General features: G+C 61.3%; 14 protein-coding genes and 4 tRNA genes. 5 read left to right on the top strand and 13 right to left on the bottom strand.

The annotated features are described in order from the left end of the window. Positions 1-45: 45 nt before the first annotated feature. The 5 genes from PFLQ2_RS19135 to uvrB all read right to left on the bottom strand — a co-directional run bounded on the left by PFLQ2_RS19135 (position 46) and on the right by uvrB (position 4,281). Positions 46-121 (bottom strand) — tRNA-Ala (locus tag PFLQ2_RS19135). A 53-nt stretch (positions 122-174) separates the two neighbouring features. Further along, positions 175-250: transfer RNA gene (locus tag PFLQ2_RS19140), tRNA-Glu, on the bottom strand. 79 nt (positions 251-329) lie between these two features. After that, positions 330-405, bottom strand: a tRNA-Ala gene (locus PFLQ2_RS19145). A gap of 146 nt (positions 406-551) precedes the next feature. Then, positions 552-2,033 (bottom strand): glutamate--tRNA ligase, encoded by a 1,482-nt coding sequence (gltX, locus tag PFLQ2_RS19150; protein ID WP_003179732.1) that lies wholly within the window; start codon positions 2,031-2,033, stop codon positions 552-554. Positions 2,034-2,265: 232 nt separating this feature from the next. After that, positions 2,266-4,281, bottom strand: coding sequence for an excinuclease ABC subunit UvrB (gene uvrB / locus PFLQ2_RS19155; protein WP_003179730.1), 2,016 nt, complete (start codon positions 4,279-4,281; stop codon positions 2,266-2,268). Between the two features lie 331 nt (positions 4,282-4,612). On the opposite strand from uvrB, the gene PFLQ2_RS19160 reads away from it, so the two are divergent. After that, positions 4,613-5,809 carry an amino acid aminotransferase gene (locus PFLQ2_RS19160; RefSeq protein ID WP_003179728.1) on the top strand — a complete coding sequence of 399 codons (1,197 nt, stop codon included), beginning with the start codon at positions 4,613-4,615 and terminating at the stop codon, positions 5,807-5,809. A gap of 68 nt (positions 5,810-5,877) precedes the next feature. On the opposite strand, the gene PFLQ2_RS19165 is transcribed toward PFLQ2_RS19160, so the two are convergent. Further along, positions 5,878-6,105, bottom strand: a complete 228-nt coding sequence (locus tag PFLQ2_RS19165) for a hypothetical protein (protein WP_003179725.1) — start codon at positions 6,103-6,105, stop codon at positions 5,878-5,880. A 233-nt stretch (positions 6,106-6,338) separates the two neighbouring features. Here PFLQ2_RS19165 and PFLQ2_RS19170 point away from each other — a divergent pair. The 3 genes from PFLQ2_RS19170 to PFLQ2_RS19180 all read left to right on the top strand — a co-directional run bounded on the left by PFLQ2_RS19170 (position 6,339) and on the right by PFLQ2_RS19180 (position 7,126). Next, positions 6,339-6,414: transfer RNA gene (locus tag PFLQ2_RS19170), tRNA-Asn, on the top strand. A 245-nt stretch (positions 6,415-6,659) separates the two neighbouring features. Further along, entirely contained in the window at positions 6,660-6,854 is a 195-nt protein-coding gene (locus tag PFLQ2_RS19175; RefSeq protein WP_003179723.1) for a hypothetical protein, read from the top strand. Positions 6,855-6,943: 89 nt separating this feature from the next. Continuing rightward, positions 6,944-7,126 carry a hypothetical protein gene (locus PFLQ2_RS19180; RefSeq protein WP_003179717.1) on the top strand — a complete coding sequence of 61 codons (183 nt, stop codon included), beginning with the start codon at positions 6,944-6,946 and terminating at the stop codon, positions 7,124-7,126. Here the strand turns inward: PFLQ2_RS19180 and PFLQ2_RS19185 are convergent. After that, positions 7,123-8,184, bottom strand: coding sequence for an AI-2E family transporter (locus PFLQ2_RS19185; protein ID WP_003179715.1), 1,062 nt, complete (start codon positions 8,182-8,184; stop codon positions 7,123-7,125). The genes PFLQ2_RS19180 and PFLQ2_RS19185 overlap by 4 nt on opposite strands. A 147-nt stretch (positions 8,185-8,331) precedes the next feature. On the opposite strand from PFLQ2_RS19185, the gene yegQ reads away from it, so the two are divergent. Further along, positions 8,332-9,663 carry a tRNA 5-hydroxyuridine modification protein YegQ gene (gene yegQ, locus PFLQ2_RS19190; RefSeq protein ID WP_003179713.1) on the top strand — a complete coding sequence of 444 codons (1,332 nt, stop codon included), beginning with the start codon at positions 8,332-8,334 and terminating at the stop codon, positions 9,661-9,663. Positions 9,664-9,822: 159 nt separating this feature from the next. Here the strand turns inward: yegQ and PFLQ2_RS19195 are convergent, their stop codons facing one another. The 6 genes from PFLQ2_RS19195 to PFLQ2_RS19220 form a co-directional block, all read right to left on the bottom strand. Further along, on the bottom strand, positions 9,823-11,502 hold the full coding sequence (locus tag PFLQ2_RS19195; protein WP_003179711.1) for a methyl-accepting chemotaxis protein: 1,680 nt from the start codon (positions 11,500-11,502) through the stop codon (positions 9,823-9,825). 237 nt (positions 11,503-11,739) lie between these two features. Then, positions 11,740-13,056, bottom strand: a complete 1,317-nt coding sequence (locus tag PFLQ2_RS19200; RefSeq protein ID WP_192814259.1) for a Na+/H+ antiporter family protein — start codon at positions 13,054-13,056, stop codon at positions 11,740-11,742. Between the two features lie 159 nt (positions 13,057-13,215). After that, the gene (locus PFLQ2_RS19205; RefSeq protein ID WP_003179707.1) at positions 13,216-14,529 is read right to left on the bottom strand and encodes a sensor histidine kinase; all 1,314 of its coding nucleotides are present in this window, start codon (positions 14,527-14,529) and stop codon (positions 13,216-13,218) included. Then, positions 14,526-15,194 (bottom strand): response regulator transcription factor, encoded by a 669-nt coding sequence (locus PFLQ2_RS19210; RefSeq protein ID WP_003179704.1) that lies wholly within the window; start codon positions 15,192-15,194, stop codon positions 14,526-14,528. The genes PFLQ2_RS19205 and PFLQ2_RS19210 overlap by 4 nt, the downstream gene beginning before the upstream one ends. Next, entirely contained in the window at positions 15,194-15,505 is a 312-nt protein-coding gene (locus PFLQ2_RS19215; protein WP_003179702.1) for a PepSY domain-containing protein, read from the bottom strand. The genes PFLQ2_RS19210 and PFLQ2_RS19215 overlap by 1 nt, the downstream gene beginning before the upstream one ends. Then, positions 15,505-15,813 carry a PepSY domain-containing protein gene (locus tag PFLQ2_RS19220; protein WP_003179700.1) on the bottom strand — a complete coding sequence of 103 codons (309 nt, stop codon included), beginning with the start codon at positions 15,811-15,813 and terminating at the stop codon, positions 15,505-15,507. The genes PFLQ2_RS19215 and PFLQ2_RS19220 overlap by 1 nt, the downstream gene beginning before the upstream one ends. Between the last annotated feature and the right edge of the window lie 65 nt (positions 15,814-15,878).

The following is a 15,878-nucleotide window of genomic DNA, read 5'->3' as shown; positions in this document are numbered from 1 at the left end:
CTGATCGATTCAAGGCCGGTGTGGCCAGACCTTGAACCTGACGTTTGGTGGAGCTAGACGGGATCGAACCGTCGACCTCTTGCATGCCATGCAAGCGCTCTCCCAGCTGAGCTATAGCCCCGGATTTTTCGCCTCGCGGCGGAGCGACATCTTGCAACATCGCTTCTGTAAAACTGGCGTCCCCTAGGGGACTCGAACCCCTGTTACCGCCGTGAAAGGGCGGTGTCCTAGGCCACTAGACGAAGGGGACGCAAACCCTTTCTACAACTGATCAACGCTGAGTGTTGATCCCTTCAAGGCCGGTGTGGCCAGGCCTTGAAGTGTAAAATTGGTGGAGCTAGACGGGATCGAACCGTCGACCTCTTGCATGCCATGCAAGCGCTCTCCCAGCTGAGCTATAGCCCCTCATCGCTGAGGACGGGGCGAATCTTAAGGGCGTATCGGAGGGCTGTCAAATTTATTTTCAACATATTTGAAAATTTTTTGCCGGGATAACAATCACTTACCGACAAACCCCGGAAAACCGGGGTATGCCCTGCCCCATCGACCGATTATGCAATCGCGCCCAGCAGTTTTTCCCACTCCTTGTTTTCCTTCTTCGACACACCACCGAGCAGATCGAGGGCCTGGCGCAGGCGGAAACGGGTCAGGTCCGGCCCGAGGATTTCCATCGCATCGAGCACCGACACCGAGCTGGCCTGGCCGGTAATGGCGGCGAACATCAGCGGCATGGCATCGCGCAGTTTCAGCTCCAGCGACTCGACCACAACCTGGATGGTCGCGGTAATGCTGTCCTTCTCCCACTGACGCAAGCTTTCGAGCTTCCACAGGATCAGTTGCATCAACTGGCGCACCTGGTCGCCAGAAAGCTTCTTGGATTCGAACAGCTTCGCATCCGGCGTCACGCCACCGGCAAAGAAGAAGCCGGCCAATGGCGCGATCTGGCTGAAGGTTTCTACCCTGCCCTGCACATGGGGCGCGATCTTCATCATGTACTCAGGGTTCAAGGCCCATTTCTGCACGCGCGCGGCGAATTCTTCCACCGGCAGGTCCCGCAGCCACTGGCCGTTGAGCCACGACAGTTTCTCAATGTCGAAAATCGGCCCACCTAGGGAGACGCGCGACAGATCGAAGTGCTCGACCATCTCTTGCAGCGAGAACTTCTCACGCTCGTCCGGCATCGACCAGCCCATGCGACCCAAGTAGTTGAGCATCGCCTCGGGCATGAAGCCCATGCGCTCGTAGAAGGTCACCGATGTCGGGTTCTTGCGCTTGGACAGCTTGCTCTTGTCCGGGTTACGCAGCAGCGGCATGTAGCACAGCTGCGGTTGTTCCCAGCCAAAGTACTCGTAAAGCAGGATCAGTTTCGGTGCCGACGGCAGCCATTCTTCACCGCGCAATACGTGAGTGATGCCCATCAGGTGATCGTCGACCACGTTGGCCAGGAAGTACGTCGGCAAGCCGTCGGTCTTCATCAGCACCTGCATGTCCATGCGGTCCCACGGGATTTCAACATCGCCGCGCAACATGTCCGGCACCACGCAGACGCCTTCGGACGGCACCTTCATGCGGATGACGTGAGGCTCGCCAGCCGCCAGGCGACGGGCGACTTCTTCTTTGGACAGCAGCAGTGCACGGCCGTCGTAGCGTGGGGTTTCACCACGGGCCATTTGCTCGGCGCGCATCTGGTCCAGTTCTTCGGCGGTGCAGAAACATGGGAATGCATGCCCCATGTCGACCAGTTGCTGGCAGTACTGCTGGTAAATATCACCGCGCTCGCTCTGGCGATACGGGCCATGGGGGCCGCCGACGTCCGGGCCTTCGCTCCAGTCGATGCCCAACCAACGCAGGGCGTCGAAAATCTGCTGTTCGGACTCACGCGTCGAACGCAATTGGTCGGTGTCCTCGATCCGCAGGATGAACTCGCCGCCGTGCTGTTTGGCAAAGCAATAGTTGAACAAAGCGATGTAGGCGGTGCCGACATGGGGATCGCCAGTGGGCGACGGCGCGATGCGGGTGCGGACGGTGGTCATGGCTTGTCTCGAAAAGAATATAAAAGCGAAGGTCGAACAGGGGGCGAATGGTAACAGGCGATGGCGGGCGGGCTCCAGTCAGAGCGGGATATGAGTCTTTTCTTTCAGACCGCGTCGCTCCATTCGCGAGCAAGCCCGCTCCCACACAGGAGACCGCATGAAGCCTGGACGACGCGGTCAACTGTGGGAGCGGGCTTGCTCGCGAAGAGGCCATCAAAGCCACCGCAAAGACTCAGACAGTCAGCAACCGCTCGCGCAACTTGCCAATCTCATCACGCAATTGCGCCGCCGCTTCGAATTCCAAGTCCCGAGCCAACTGGTACATCTTCTCTTCCAATTGCCGGATACGCTTGGTGATTTCGCTCGGCGAACGCAGTTCGGCTTCGTAGCGGGCGCTTTCTTCGGCCGCCTTGGCCATGCCCTTGCGCTTCTTGCTTCGCGAGCCGGGCACGGTGGCGCCTTCCATGATATCGGCGACGTCCTTGAACACGCCTTTGGGCGTGATGCCGTTGGCCAGGTTGAACGCAATCTGCTTGTCGCGACGGCGTTCGGTTTCGCCAATCGCTCGCTCCATGGAACCGGTGATGCGGTCGGCATAGAGAATCGCCCGGCCATTGAGGTTACGCGCCGCGCGACCGATGGTCTGGATCAACGAACGCTCCGAACGCAGGAAACCTTCCTTGTCGGCGTCGAGAATCGCCACCAGTGACACTTCCGGCATGTCCAGGCCTTCACGCAGCAGGTTGATGCCCACCAGTACATCGAAGGTACCCAGGCGCAGGTCGCGGATGATCTCGACCCGCTCCACCGTGTCGATGTCCGAGTGCAGGTAACGCACCCGCACACCATGGTCGGCCAGGTAATCGGTGAGGTCTTCGGCCATGCGCTTGGTCAACGTGGTCACCAGCACCCGCTCTTCCACCGCCACGCGCTTGCTGATTTCGGAGAGAAGATCATCGACCTGGGTCAACGCCGGGCGCACCTCGACTTGCGGGTCCACCAGCCCGGTCGGCCGCACCACCTGCTCGACCACCCGCCCGGCATGCTCGGCCTCGTAGTTGCCCGGAGTGGCCGAGACGAAGATCGTCTGCGGGCTCACGCTTTCCCATTCATCGAAGCGCATCGGCCGGTTGTCCAAGGCCGAAGGCAGGCGGAAACCGTATTCCACCAGCGTTTCCTTGCGCGAACGGTCGCCTTTGTACATCGCGCCGACCTGGGGCACGCTGACGTGGGATTCGTCGATCACCAGCAAGGCATCGGCCGGCAGATAGTCGTACAAGGTCGGCGGCGGCGCACCGGCCGGGCGGCCCGACAGGTAGCGCGAGTAGTTTTCGATACCGTTGCAGTAGCCCAGCTCCAGGATCATTTCCAGGTCAAACCGGGTCCGCTGCTCCAGGCGCTGGGCCTCCACCAGCTTGTTGTTCGAACGCAGGTACTCCAGGCGCTCCTGCAACTCGACCTTGATCCCCTCGATGGCGCCCAGCAGGGTTTCGCGCGGCGTCACGTAGTGGCTCTTGGGATAGAACGTGAAGCGCGGCAGTTTGCGGATGACTTCGCCAGTGAGCGGGTCGAAGGCCGAAATACTTTCCACTTCATCGTCGAACAGCTCGATGCGGATCGCTTCCAGGTCGGATTCTGCCGGATAGATGTCGATCACGTCGCCACGCACCCGGAACGTCGCACGGGCGAAATCCATGTCGTTGCGGGTGTATTGCAAATCCGCCAGGCGCCGCAGCAAGGCGCGCTGGTCGAGTTTGTCGCCGCGATCCACGTGCAGCACCATCTTCAGATAGGTTTCCGGGCTGCCCAAGCCATAGATGCATGACACCGTGGTGACGATGATCGCGTCCTTGCGCTCCAGCAGGGCCTTGGTGGCCGACAGCCGCATCTGTTCGATGTGGTCGTTGATCGAGGCGTCCTTCTCGATGAAGGTGTCCGACGATGGCACGTAGGCCTCGGGCTGGTAGTAATCGTAATAGGAGACGAAGTACTCCACCGCGTTATTCGGGAAAAACGCCTTGAACTCACCGTACAACTGCGCCGCCAGGGTCTTGTTCGGCGCCAGCACCAGGGTCGGGCGCTGGATCTGGGCGATCACGTTGGCAATGCTGAAGGTCTTGCCCGAGCCGGTCACACCGAGCAACGTCTGGTGCGCCAGGCCAGCCTCGATGCCCTCGACCATCAGGCGGATGGCTTCCGGCTGGTCGCCGGCGGGCTGGAATCGAGTGACGAGCTGGAATTGAGACATGACATAACCTCTGGTTCACCCCGGTCGGCCAGCCGACAGGAACGAGAAAGACCGAAACGACTGATGTCGCCCGAGGAAAAAGCTGGAATACCCACAATGTGGAGGTGAATGCCTTCGCTTTCAAGACGAACGTCCTACACCCCTTGAAGACTTTGATGCGGCGAAGGGACTAACGGTCGAAAAAAAACGAAAATACTTACCGTAAAAGCCGAATCGCCTGTCGCCGCGCCCGGTGATGGCCTCTATACTAGCTCCCCGTTTGTGCACCGCTCTAGTGCATTCGGCTGGAGCGCGACACGTCCCCTCTCACTCCATTCAGAGCCGCGCAATAATGAGCCTGTTTTCTGCTGTCGAATTGGCACCACGCGACCCCATCCTGGGCCTCAACGAAGCATTCAACGCCGACCCTCGTACCAATAAGGTGAACCTGGGCGTAGGTGTTTACTGCAACGAGGAGGGGCGCATTCCACTCCTGCGCGCTGTCGTTGAAGCCGAGACGACCCGTGTGGCTCAGCACGTTTCCCGTGGCTACCTGCCGATCGACGGCATTGCCGCCTACGACCAGGCGGTCCAGACCTTGCTGTTCGGCAAGGATTCGCCGCTGATCGCTGCCGGCCGGGTCATCACCACCCAGGCCGTGGGCGGCACAGGTGCACTGAAGATCGGCGCAGACTTCCTCAAGCAATTGCTGCCTGACGCCGTCGTGGCCATCAGCGATCCAAGCTGGGAAAACCACCGCGCCCTGTTCGAAACTGCCGGTTTCCCGGTGCAGAACTATCGCTACTACGACGCCGCCACCCATGACGTGAACCGCGCCGGCCTGCTGGAAGACCTCAACGCCCTGCCCGACCGCTCGATCGTCGTGCTGCATGCCTGCTGCCATAACCCGACTGGCGTGGACTTGAGCCCCGAAGACTGGAAAAACGTGCTGGCTGTGGTCAAGGCCAAGAACCACATCCCGTTCCTGGACATGGCCTACCAGGGCTTTGGCGCCGGCATCGAAGAAGACGCCGCGGCCGTGCGCCTGTTCGCTGAGTCGGGCTTGACCTTCTTTGCCTCCAGCTCCTTCTCCAAGTCGTTCTCCCTGTACGGCGAGCGCGTCGGTGCCCTGTCGATCGTCAGCGAATCGAAAGAAGAAAGCGCCCGCGTGCTGTCCCAGGTCAAGCGCGTGATCCGCACCAACTACTCCAACCCACCGACTCACGGCGCAAGCATCGTTGCCGCCGTACTCAACAGCCCGGAGCTGCGGGCCCAGTGGGAAGCCGAACTGGCCGAAATGCGCCTGCGCATTCGCGGCATGCGCAACCAGATGGTGGACATGCTGGCCAAGGCCGCGCCAGGCCATGACTTCAGCTTCGTGGCACGCCAGAGCGGCATGTTCTCCTACTCCGGCCTGACCGTTGAACAAGTGACGCGTCTGCGCAACGAGTTCGGCATCTACGCCCTGGACACCGGCCGCATCTGCGTGGCCGCGCTGAACCAGAACAACATCGAGGCGGTGACCCAGGCGATTGTCCAGGTGATCTGAAGGTCGCCGGGATGAAAACGGGAAGCCATGGCTTCCCGTTTTTTTTGGAGCTTTAGTATCCGGCGAGGCTACAACTCACTCGCCCGCTGACTCGCCGCATCGTCATAAACGACATACAACGACTCGGCGACTTGGCTCTTGATGGCCTTGGTGCTTTCCAATCCCAGGACAAACCCTTCGGCCTTGCCCCCGGCACGGTTCAGCTCTTCGGCGGAGCTAGCCTGGGTGATGGCGTCGTAAAGCTTCTCGGCGTGCGGCCCCACACCCTTGGGCAAGCTGATATGTGCGGTGCTCATGGAGACACCTCGGTGCCACTGGCTGTGTGGAGCGGTAACAGATGGTTCATGGCGCGTACCTGTGCTGGCGAATGGCCGTCAGCGCGTACTGCCACTTCCGGGCGGCCATGGTAGCCCTCTCGAGCGGTGACGGTAACCGTCAAATTGCGAATCGATGGGCATCGGCCATGGGAATCTGCCGGCCGGCATTAGAAGCTTGACTTCTCTTTTCCAATCAGTAACATACGCGTCATTCCGCGATAGCTCAGTTGGTAGAGCAAGTGACTGTTAATCACTGGGTCCCTGGTTCGAGTCCAGGTCGTGGAGCCAGACAGCAACACATCAAGCCCCTGAATCGAAAGATTCAGGGGCTTTTTTGTGGGCGAAAACCAACCGGTGGCCGTATCAGCCTGTCCGAGGTCGCTGCCGGAACATTAATCTGGCGCCAAAAAGGCATTATGGTCTGAATCCTGCTTTCTTTTTCCGACAACCCAAGCTGTCACTTGAGCGTCATGGCCGTGCCGCAAGCTGGCGCTGTCCGTCAACAACAGCTTCATAAAAACAAGGACGAAGGTATGCCTACACAAAACCCCCACCGCATCGTTGGCCTGTGCACCTCCAGCAAGGTGTACAACGCGCTGACCGAACTCAAGCACCTGGAAGGCCATCGCAGCGCCAAGTTCCTCTCGCTGCTGGCGGAAAACCTGGTACGCAAGGGCCTGCTCAACGAGCAGGAAGTGGTGCACATGCTCGACCTGGTGGTCGATTGAGCGGCGTCGATTCCTACTATTGAGGCGGTTGATTTTTCCTCGTCCCGGCGGAGCCGTAGGGTAACCCCATCGATTGATGGAGGTTTCCCATGCCCAAGGTTCAAATCATGTCTGTCATTGGCAGCGCCGTCCCCGCCCCACTCCGGGACCGCGGCTTGCTGGCCTGCTGGTATCTGGTGCAGGACGGCGTGACCATCAGCGGCCCGCTGACTTCCCTGCCCGCCGCCCAGGCCTTGTCGCAGCGCATCGGGCCCTACGTGCTCAGCGCCTAGGGCAGTTGTATCCGTGGCGTGCTTTCGACAAACAAGGCCCAACACGACATGAACAGCGCAGCGATCAGCGGCCCGATCACGAAGCCGTTCAACCCGAACACCGCCAGCCCGCCCAGGGTCGAGATGAGTACCATGTAATCGGGCATTTTGGTGTCCTTGCCCACCAGTATCGGACGCAGCAGGTTGTCCACCAGGCCAATCACGAACACCCCGAACAGCGTCAGCACCACGCCTTGCCAGATGGCCCCGGACAGCAGGAAATACACCGCCACCGGCGCCCAGACTATACCCGCCCCTACCGCAGGCAACAGTGACAGGAAGGCCATCAGCACGGCCCATGGCAACACCGTCTCGATCCCCAGAATCCAAAAGATCAGCCCGCCCAGTGCCCCTTGGGTGATAGCGACCAGCAGGTTGCCCTTCACCGTCGCTCGCACCACCCGGTTGAATTTCAGTTGCAGGCGACGCTTCTGGTGCTCGGCCAGGGGAACCGCCGAACGCACCTTGCGCACCAGTTCGGCACCATCGCGCAGAAAGAAAAACAGCAGATAGAGCATCACGAAGAAGCTGACCAGGAATTGGAACGTCCCTTGTCCGAAACTGAAGGCCTGGGTGGCGAAAAATTCGCTGCCCTGCATTGCGCTCTTGACGATCTTGTCCCGCAACCCATTCAAGTTGCCCAGGCCGAAGCGGTCCAGCAGATGCTGGAAGTACGGCGGCAAGGCATCCTTGAAGCGGGCCAGGTAATCGGCGATGTCCAGCTCGCCGCTTTCCAGGCTCTTGTAGAGCGCCGCGCCTTCTTGGACCAGCAGGGTGCTGATGACAATCACCGGCAAAATCGCGATGACCACGCAGACGCTCAAGGTGAGTAACGAGGTGACGTTGCGGTGCCAGCCGAATTTCAATTGCAGGCGGCGCTGCATGGGCGCAAAGACGATACCGAGGATGACTGCCCAGAACACCGCGCCGTAGAACGGCAAGAGGATCCAGATGAAGGCGATGGTGACCAGCATCAACAGCAACATCTGGGATTTATTTTGCAGCATCTTTCGGTTCATCAGCTTTCCATGTCCAGGGGCGGGATATGTATTAGTCCGCCCGGACCCGCCGGAGTGCCGTCGCATCTGCATCCGGTATTGATCCACGTCAATCTGGCCCGGCCCACCTTGGCGTACCCTCGGCGCTTTTGCGACCCCGACGCCACCATGACCTTCATCGCCCCCGAACTGCTCGCTCCCGCCGGCACCCTGAAAAATATGCGTTATGCCTTCGCCTATGGCGCCGATGCGGTGTACGCCGGCCAGCCGCGCTACAGCCTGCGGGTACGCAACAATGAATTCGACCACGCGAACCTGGCCCTGGGCATTCGCGAGGCCCAGGCCATGGGCAAGCGTTTCTACGTGGTGGTGAACATCGCGCCGCACAATGCCAAGCTGCGCACGTTCCTCAAGGACCTGGAGCCGGTGATCGCCATGGCGCCGGACGCATTGATCATGTCCGACCCGGGGCTGATCATGTTGGTGCGCCGGCATTTCCCGCAGATGCCGATCCACCTGTCGGTGCAAGCCAACACGGTGAACTGGGCGAGCGTCGAGTTCTGGCAGCAACAGGGTCTGAGCCGGATCATCCTGTCGCGAGAACTGTCCCTGGAGGAGATCGCCGAAATTCGCCAGCAGGTGCCCGCCATGGAGCTGGAAGTGTTCGTCCACGGCGCGCTGTGCATGGCCTATTCCGGACGCTGCCTGTTGTCCGGTTACCTGAACAAGCGCGACGCCAACCAGGGCAGTTGCACCAATGCCTGTCGCTGGAAGTATTCGGCGCAACCGGCAATGGAAAACGCCGTGGGCGACATCGTGCACACCTATCAACCCGAGCCGACCCTGGGCCTGGGCGCGCCCACCGAGCAAGTGTTCCTGCTTCAAGAGGCGAACCGCCCGGACGAGTCGATGCCGGCCTTCGAAGACGAACATGGCACCTACATCATGAATGCCAAGGACCTGCGCGCCGTCCAGCATGTGGAGCGCCTGGCCCGCATGGGCGTGCATTCACTGAAGATCGAAGGCCGGACCAAATCGCACTTCTATTGCGCACGCACCGCCCAGGTGTATCGCCGCGCCATCGATGACGCGGTGGCCGGTCGGGAATTTGACCGCACCCTGATGAACGACCTGGAGTCCCTGGCCCAGCGCGGCTACACCGAAGGTTTCCTAAGGCGCCACGTGCATGATGAATACCAGAACTACCAGAACGGCAGCTCGGTGTCGGAGCGCCAGCAGTTCGTCGGCGAACTGACCGGCGAACGGCGCGAACGCCTGGCCGAGGTGCGGGTCAAGAACCGTTTCGGCCTGGGGGATCATTTGGAACTGATGACGCCCAAGGGCAATTTCCACTTCGACCTGCATCAGTTGCAAAACGCCAAAGGCCAAGGCATCGAAGTGGCGCCGGGAGATGGGCATGTGGTGTATGTGCCGATTCCGGATGCGGTGGATTTGCAGTTTGGGTTGTTGATGCGGGATCTGAGCGGTTTGCCTGCCTGATCAGGGCAATGTGCCCGACTGAATTCGCGGAACGATTCGTCCAGCAGAAACTGCCGAAGGCTGCGATCCTCCACTCCCGATAGGGCCTGGTAGCCCAGGCGAAACATCTGGATCGAGAGCGAAAGATCGCAGCCTTCGGCAGCTCCTGCTGCGGCGGGATCAGATTCGGAACTGCCCCACCAGTTTGCCCAGGCGCTGGCCCAGGTCTGCCAGGCTGCGGGAGGTCTGGGCGCCAAGTTGGGTTTCGTCGGCAACGCTGTCCACCGCCACCGCGATCTGATGCACGCTGCGGTTGATTTCCTCGGCCACGGCGGTTTGCTCTTCAGCGGCGCTGGCGATCTGGGCGTTCATCGAATTGATGGTGCCGATCAGTTGCGCCATGGTGTCCAGGGACGCACCCGCTTCGTTGGCTCGCACCGAGGTGCCATCGCCGGCCTCGCTGGAACGGCGCATCGCTTCCACTGCCGCATGGGTGCCCGATTGCAAGCGGTCGATCATGCCCTGGATTTCCTGGGTGCTTTGCTGAGTCCGGCTGGCCAGGGCCCGCACTTCATCGGCCACCACGGCGAATCCACGCCCCGCTTCCCCGGCACGCGCAGCCTCGATGGCCGCGTTCAGGGCCAGCAGGTTGGTCTGCTCGGCAATCGAACGAATCACCCCAAGTACGCTGACAATCGAGGCGACGTCCTGCTGCAGGCTGTCCAGGGACACGCCGCTGCTGCGAATGTCGTTCACCAGCGCGTGAATCTGCTGGATGCTGCCGGCCACCACGCGCTTGGCGGACTGGCCTTCCTCGTCGGTCTGCTGGGCCGCGACGGCGGCGCCTTGGGCGCTGCGGGCCACTTCTTGTGCAGCCGAAGACATTTCGTTGATGGCGGTGGCGACCTGATCGGTTTCGTGACGCTGGCGCTCCATGGCCTGCTCCGAGCGCTGGGCCTGTTCGGAAACTTGCGTCACCAGCCCGGTCAGTTGCGAGGTCATGTCGGTAATCTGCCGCACCAGGCCGTGGATCTTGTCGACAAAGCGGTTGAACGAGCCGGCCAATTCACCGAGTTCGTCCTGGCTGGTGATCGCCAGACGGCGCGTCAGGTCGCCCTCGCCCGCTGCGATGTCGTCGAGGTTGTCTTTCATCAGGTGCAGCGGCCGCAAGATCGTGTTGGCCAGCAACAGGCCCACGACCGCAATCACCAGCAATACCACGGCGGCAATACCGACAATACTGAGGATCACGCCTTGCACACGCTCGTGGACCTTAGCCTCCACCAACGCCACCTGGGCTTCGATGCCGTCCAGGTTGACCGAACTGCCGACCGCCATGTCCCACTTGGATAGGTATTCGGTGTAGCCGAGCTTGGGCACTAACTCCTGGCTATTGGGCAGTGGCGAGCTGTATTCCAGGTAATGCGTCCCGTCCTTGGCGACCTTCACCAGGTCGCGGTTGACGTAGACGCCGTTGGGGTCGCGGTTGTCCTTGAAGCTCTTGCCCACACCGTCGGGGCTGTTGGCCTTGAACAGGCGCACGGTTTCGGAATCGTAGCCGAAGAAGTAGCCGTCCTTGCCGTAGCTGACACTCGACAGCAACTTGATCGCCTGGGCGCGCGCCTCTTTATCACCCGGGGCCGCGGCATCGTACAGCGGCTTGATGGCGGTGAGCCCCACCGCCACGTAGTTCTGCAGTGTGGCCTTGGCGTCGGCCAGCAGTCGTTCGCGGGTCTGCTGGACCTCTTTGCTGGCTTGTTCATTGAGAATGAAGGCCGTGGTCAGGCTGATGATCACGGCGGACAGCAATACCGGCAGTATCGCAAGGGACAGGACTTTAGCCTTCAGGCTCATGCGCATGCTGTTCACTCTTATGGGTGTTATTGGCGTGGTTAGCTGTATTAACGGCCAGGCACGGCAAAACTGTAGAGCAATGCCTAATTCAGCGGATCACAGGATTCAAAGGCCCCTTCGCGAGCAAGCCCGCTCCCACACAGGATCGCGGATGTTCACATATTCTGTGTTTACCGCAGATTCAGTGTGGGAGCGGGCTTGCTCGCGAAGGGCGCGACTCGGTCCGCGAGCCTTGTTGAAGCGTTACAAAACCATCGCCGCCACCCAACCAAATGCCAGCAGCGGCAGGTTGTAGTGGATGAAGGTCGGGACCACGGTGTCCCAGATGTGATGGTGCTGGCCATCGATGTTCAGGCCGGAGGTCGGGCCCAGGGTCGAGTCCGAGGCAGGCGAGCCGGCGTCGCCCAAGGCGCCAGCGGTGCCGACGATGCAGACGATCGCCAGCGGGCTGAAGCCCAATTGCAGGCACAGCGGCACAAAAATGGTCGCCAGGATCGGCACCGTGGAGAACGACGAGCCGATGCCCATGGTCACCAGCAGTCCCACCAGCAGCATCATCAGCGCGCCGATGCCCTTGTTGTGACCGATCCAGCCCGCCGAGGCTTCCACCAGGCTCTGGACTTCACCGGTGGCCTTCATCACTTCGGCGAACCCCGAGGCAGCGATCATGATGAAGCCGATCATTGCCATCATCTTCATGCCTTCGGTGAACAGATCGTCCGTTTCGCGCCAGCGCACCACTCCCGACAAGGAGAAAATCAGGAACCCGACCAGCGCGCCAATGATCATCGAATCCACCAGCAACTGGATCGCGAACGCGGCCGCCACGGCAACACTGGCCACCGTCAGGCTCAGCGGGTTGTAGCGCACCGCTACCTGCTCGACCCGGGCGATTTTCTTCATGTCATAGACGCGTTTCTTGCGATAGCTGAACAACGACAGCAGCAGGCCGAACACCATGCCCAGCGCCGGAATGCCCATGGCGTGGGTGACGTTGATGCCGCTGACGTCCACGCCGCTGCGGGAAATGTTGGCCAGCAGGATCTCATTGAGGAAGATGTTGCCGAAGCCCACCGGCAGGAACATGTAGGGCGTGATCAGGCCAAAGGTCATGACGCACGCGATCAGGCGGCGGTCCAGTTGCAGCTTGGTCAGCACATAGAGCAGCGGCGGCACCAGGAGCGGGATGAAAGCGATGTGGATCGGCAACACGTTCTGTGAGGCGACCGCGACCGTACCCAGCAGGCCGATCAGGACCCATTTGACCCCAGAACCACCGGCGGCGTCCTGGCGATCCACCAAGGCCAGGACCTTGTCTGCCAAGGCGTGGGCCATGCCCGACTTGGCAATCGCCACCGCGAACGCACCGAGCAAGGCGTAGGACAACGCCACCGTCGCACCGCCGCCAAGGCCGGCATTAAAGGCCTTGAGTGTCGCCTCGATCCCCAGGCCGCCGGTCAGGCCACCTACCAATGCGCCGATAATCAGGGCGATCACCACATGCACCCGGGACAGGCTGAGCACCAGCATGACGCCAACCGCGGCAATTACTGCATTTATCATCGTTACCTCAAAGCACAGCGATGGAAAGCCACCGGACAAAAAGGTCGCGACTTTGCAGCAAGCGGCGCCAGGCTGCAAGCGTCATGCGGCGGGTTTTAACGTCTCGCAATGTTTGCACCCATCACCGCCCGCTCCCACAGGGGGTTGGCGCAGGTTTCAGCGCTTGGGCAGTTCGATCACGACCTTCAACCCGCCCCACTCGCTGTCGTCCAACGCCAGCATCCCGCCCCAGCTGTCGACGATGTCCCGCACGATGCCCAGCCCCAGGCCGTGTCCATCGGTCTGCTCGTCCAGTCGGGTGCCGCGGCTGAACACTTGGTCGCGGCGATCCTTGGGAATGCCCGGGCCGTCGTCTTCCACGGCCAGGCTGAACCCTGCGGTTGTCTCGTTTACCGTCAGGCGCACCTCGGCGTCGGCCCATTTGCAGGCGTTGTCCAGCAGGTTGCCCAGCAGCTCCAGCAGATCCTCCCGGTCCCAAGGCAAATGCAAGCCTGGTGGGGCCACGTAGCTCAGTTGCAGGTGTTCGCCGTGGATCATGTTGAGCGTGGCCAGCAGCCCTGGCAGTTCGGCATCGCAATCCAGGTGCGCGCCGGGCAAGGCATCGCCGGACAGTCGGGCGCGGTTGAGTTCACGGTTCAGACGCTGCCTGACTTGCTCCAACTGATCGAGCAACAGCTTGCGCAACTCGGGATAGGGGTCGAGCTTCGCATTGGACGCCAGGCTTTGCAGCACCGCCAGCGGAGTCTTCAGGGCATGGCCCAGGTTGCCCAGGGCATTGCGGGAACGCTTGAGGCTGTCTTCGGTGTGGGCCAGCAGGTGGTTGATCTGCGCCACCAGGGGCTCCAGCTCCCGCGGCACTTGTTCATCAAGTTGCGAACGCTGCCCGCGTTGCAACTGCGCGATCTGCTCCCGGGCGCGATCCAGCGGACGCAAGGCCCGGCGCACAGTGAGGCGTTGCAGCAGCAGGATCAACAGCAGCCCCGCCAACCCCAGGCCGAGGCCGACCTGCTGCATCCGCCGAAAGCTGTCACGCACCGGCGTGTAGTCCTGAGCCACGCTGATGGAAATCCCCTGGCCCAGTCGCCGATAGTCGGTACGCAACACCAGCAGTTTCTGGCCCTCGGGCCCCAGTTGCAGGTTGCTGTGCAGGCCTGGATGGTCGAGCCGGGGCAGTTCCTGGTCCCACAGCGAGCGGGAACGCCAATGCACATCAGCGAAGTCGATGCGGAAATAATGCCCGGAAAACGGCCGTTGATAGGCTGGCGACAAGCGCCGCTCATCCAGTTGCAAACCCTGTGGCCCGCGCACCAGGGCAACCAGCAGGTTTTCACTGTCGTTACGCAGCCCGGCTTCCAGGTAGCGCTGCAAGCCCAGCTCGAACAGCCACAAACTGGTTTGCGCCAGAACCAGGCCGACCACCACCATGACACCGATCAGGCCCAGGCTCAGGCGCCGCTGGATCGATCTCACTGCGCCTGCCCGCCGAACAGGTAGCCCTGGCCGCGACGGGTTTCGATGACGCTGCGCCCCAGTTTGCGCCGCAGGTGATTGACGTGGACTTCGAGAACGTTGGAGTCGCGCTCGGTTTCACCGTCATACAGATGTTCGGCGAGGTGGCTCTTGGACAGGATTTGCTCGGGGTGGAGCATGAAGTAGCGCAGCAGCCGGAACTCGGCGGCGGTCAGCTGGATGTCCGTGCCGTCGCGAACCACGCATTGGCGGCCCTCATCCAGATGCAGCCCGGCCGACTTGAGCGTCGGTTGGTTGACCTGGCCATGGGAGCGGCGCAACAACGCCTGGACCCGCAAGTGCAGCTCCTCGGGGTGAAAGGGTTTGGTCAGGTAATCGTCGGCACCGGCCTTGAGACCCTCGATCCGCTCGGCCCAGGATCCGCGCGCGGTGAGAATCAGCACCGGGGTCGCCAGGCCGCCGGCACGCCATTGGGCCAGCACCTCAAGCCCCGGCACACCCGGCAGGCCGAGATCGAGAATGATCAGGTCGTAAGGCTCGCTGCTGCCCTGGTACACCGCGTCGCGACCATCGGCGAGCCAATCGACGGCGTAGCCCTGTCGTGTCAGCCCGGCCATCAGTTCGTCGGCCAGGGGAACGTGATCTTCCACCAGAAGCAGGCGCATCAGTCTTCCTTATCTTTGAGTAAACGGCCGGTCGCGGCCTCCAGGTCCAGTTCGCGCACGACGCCGTCGGTGTCCAGCAGTTCGACCTCATAAATGTAGACACCGTGCTTTTCTTCCAGCTCGGCCTCCAGCAGCTTGGCGCCGGGATGCAGATCCAGCGCCTGCTGCAGCAACTGCTCCAGCGGCAGGATCACGCCCTGCTGGCGCAGTTGCAGGGCTTCGTCCTGATCCAGGTCGCGGGCCAGGGCCAGCGAACAAAATCCCAGCAGCACCAGCGCCCAGCGGCAACGGGCGCATCGATTAAGCTTCATTACGTATCCTGATGATTCTTGAGCACCTTGCCGGTGACGGCGTCTACTTCCACGTCCCAGTCGATGCCCTGGGTATCGCGCAGGTCCACTTGATAGATGTACTTGCCGTATTCTTCGTCCAGCTCGGTATCGGTCAAGGTGGCGCCCGGGTGCTCGGCCAAGGCCGCGGCGTTGAGTTTTTCGTAGGACAGGATGGTACCAGCGTCTTGCAGTTTGCGGGCTTCGTCCTCGTTGAGGTCCCTGGCGTGCGCCGCGCCAGTACCGATGACCATGAGCGTCGCGATGAATAAGGCAGTCAGGCGGTTCATGGGTTATCTCCTTTTTATAGTCTTCAGCGGTGGACTGTATCGGGATCAACTTAACTGAAACTGAA

Source organism: Pseudomonas fluorescens Q2-87, assembly GCF_000281895.1.
GTDB lineage: Bacteria > Pseudomonadota > Gammaproteobacteria > Pseudomonadales > Pseudomonadaceae > Aquipseudomonas > Aquipseudomonas fluorescens_S.
The sequence above is the reverse complement of the archived record's forward strand: the minus strand, read 5'-3'. Positions and strand labels throughout refer to the sequence as shown.

Coding starts and splice junctions, on each gene's coding strand:
- PFLQ2_RS19195 (WP_003179711.1), bottom strand. CDS start 11,502: ATGCGCATGAGCCTGAAGGCTAAAGTCCTGTCCCTTGCGATACTGCCG.
- PFLQ2_RS19175 (WP_003179723.1), top strand. CDS start 6,660: ATGCCTACACAAAACCCCCACCGCATCGTTGGCCTGTGCACCTCCAGC.
- gltX (WP_003179732.1), bottom strand. CDS start 2,033: ATGACCACCGTCCGCACCCGCATCGCGCCGTCGCCCACTGGCGATCCC.
- PFLQ2_RS19210 (WP_003179704.1), bottom strand. CDS start 15,194: ATGCGCCTGCTTCTGGTGGAAGATCACGTTCCCCTGGCCGACGAACTG.
- PFLQ2_RS19185 (WP_003179715.1), bottom strand. CDS start 8,184: ATGAACCGAAAGATGCTGCAAAATAAATCCCAGATGTTGCTGTTGATG.
- PFLQ2_RS19215 (WP_003179702.1), bottom strand. CDS start 15,505: ATGAAGCTTAATCGATGCGCCCGTTGCCGCTGGGCGCTGGTGCTGCTG.
- PFLQ2_RS19180 (WP_003179717.1), top strand. CDS start 6,944: ATGCCCAAGGTTCAAATCATGTCTGTCATTGGCAGCGCCGTCCCCGCC.
- PFLQ2_RS19160 (WP_003179728.1), top strand. CDS start 4,613: ATGAGCCTGTTTTCTGCTGTCGAATTGGCACCACGCGACCCCATCCTG.
- PFLQ2_RS19220 (WP_003179700.1), bottom strand. CDS start 15,813: ATGAACCGCCTGACTGCCTTATTCATCGCGACGCTCATGGTCATCGGT.
- PFLQ2_RS19165 (WP_003179725.1), bottom strand. CDS start 6,105: ATGAGCACCGCACATATCAGCTTGCCCAAGGGTGTGGGGCCGCACGCC.
- uvrB (WP_003179730.1), bottom strand. CDS start 4,281: ATGTCTCAATTCCAGCTCGTCACTCGATTCCAGCCCGCCGGCGACCAG.
- yegQ (WP_003179713.1), top strand. CDS start 8,332: ATGACCTTCATCGCCCCCGAACTGCTCGCTCCCGCCGGCACCCTGAAA.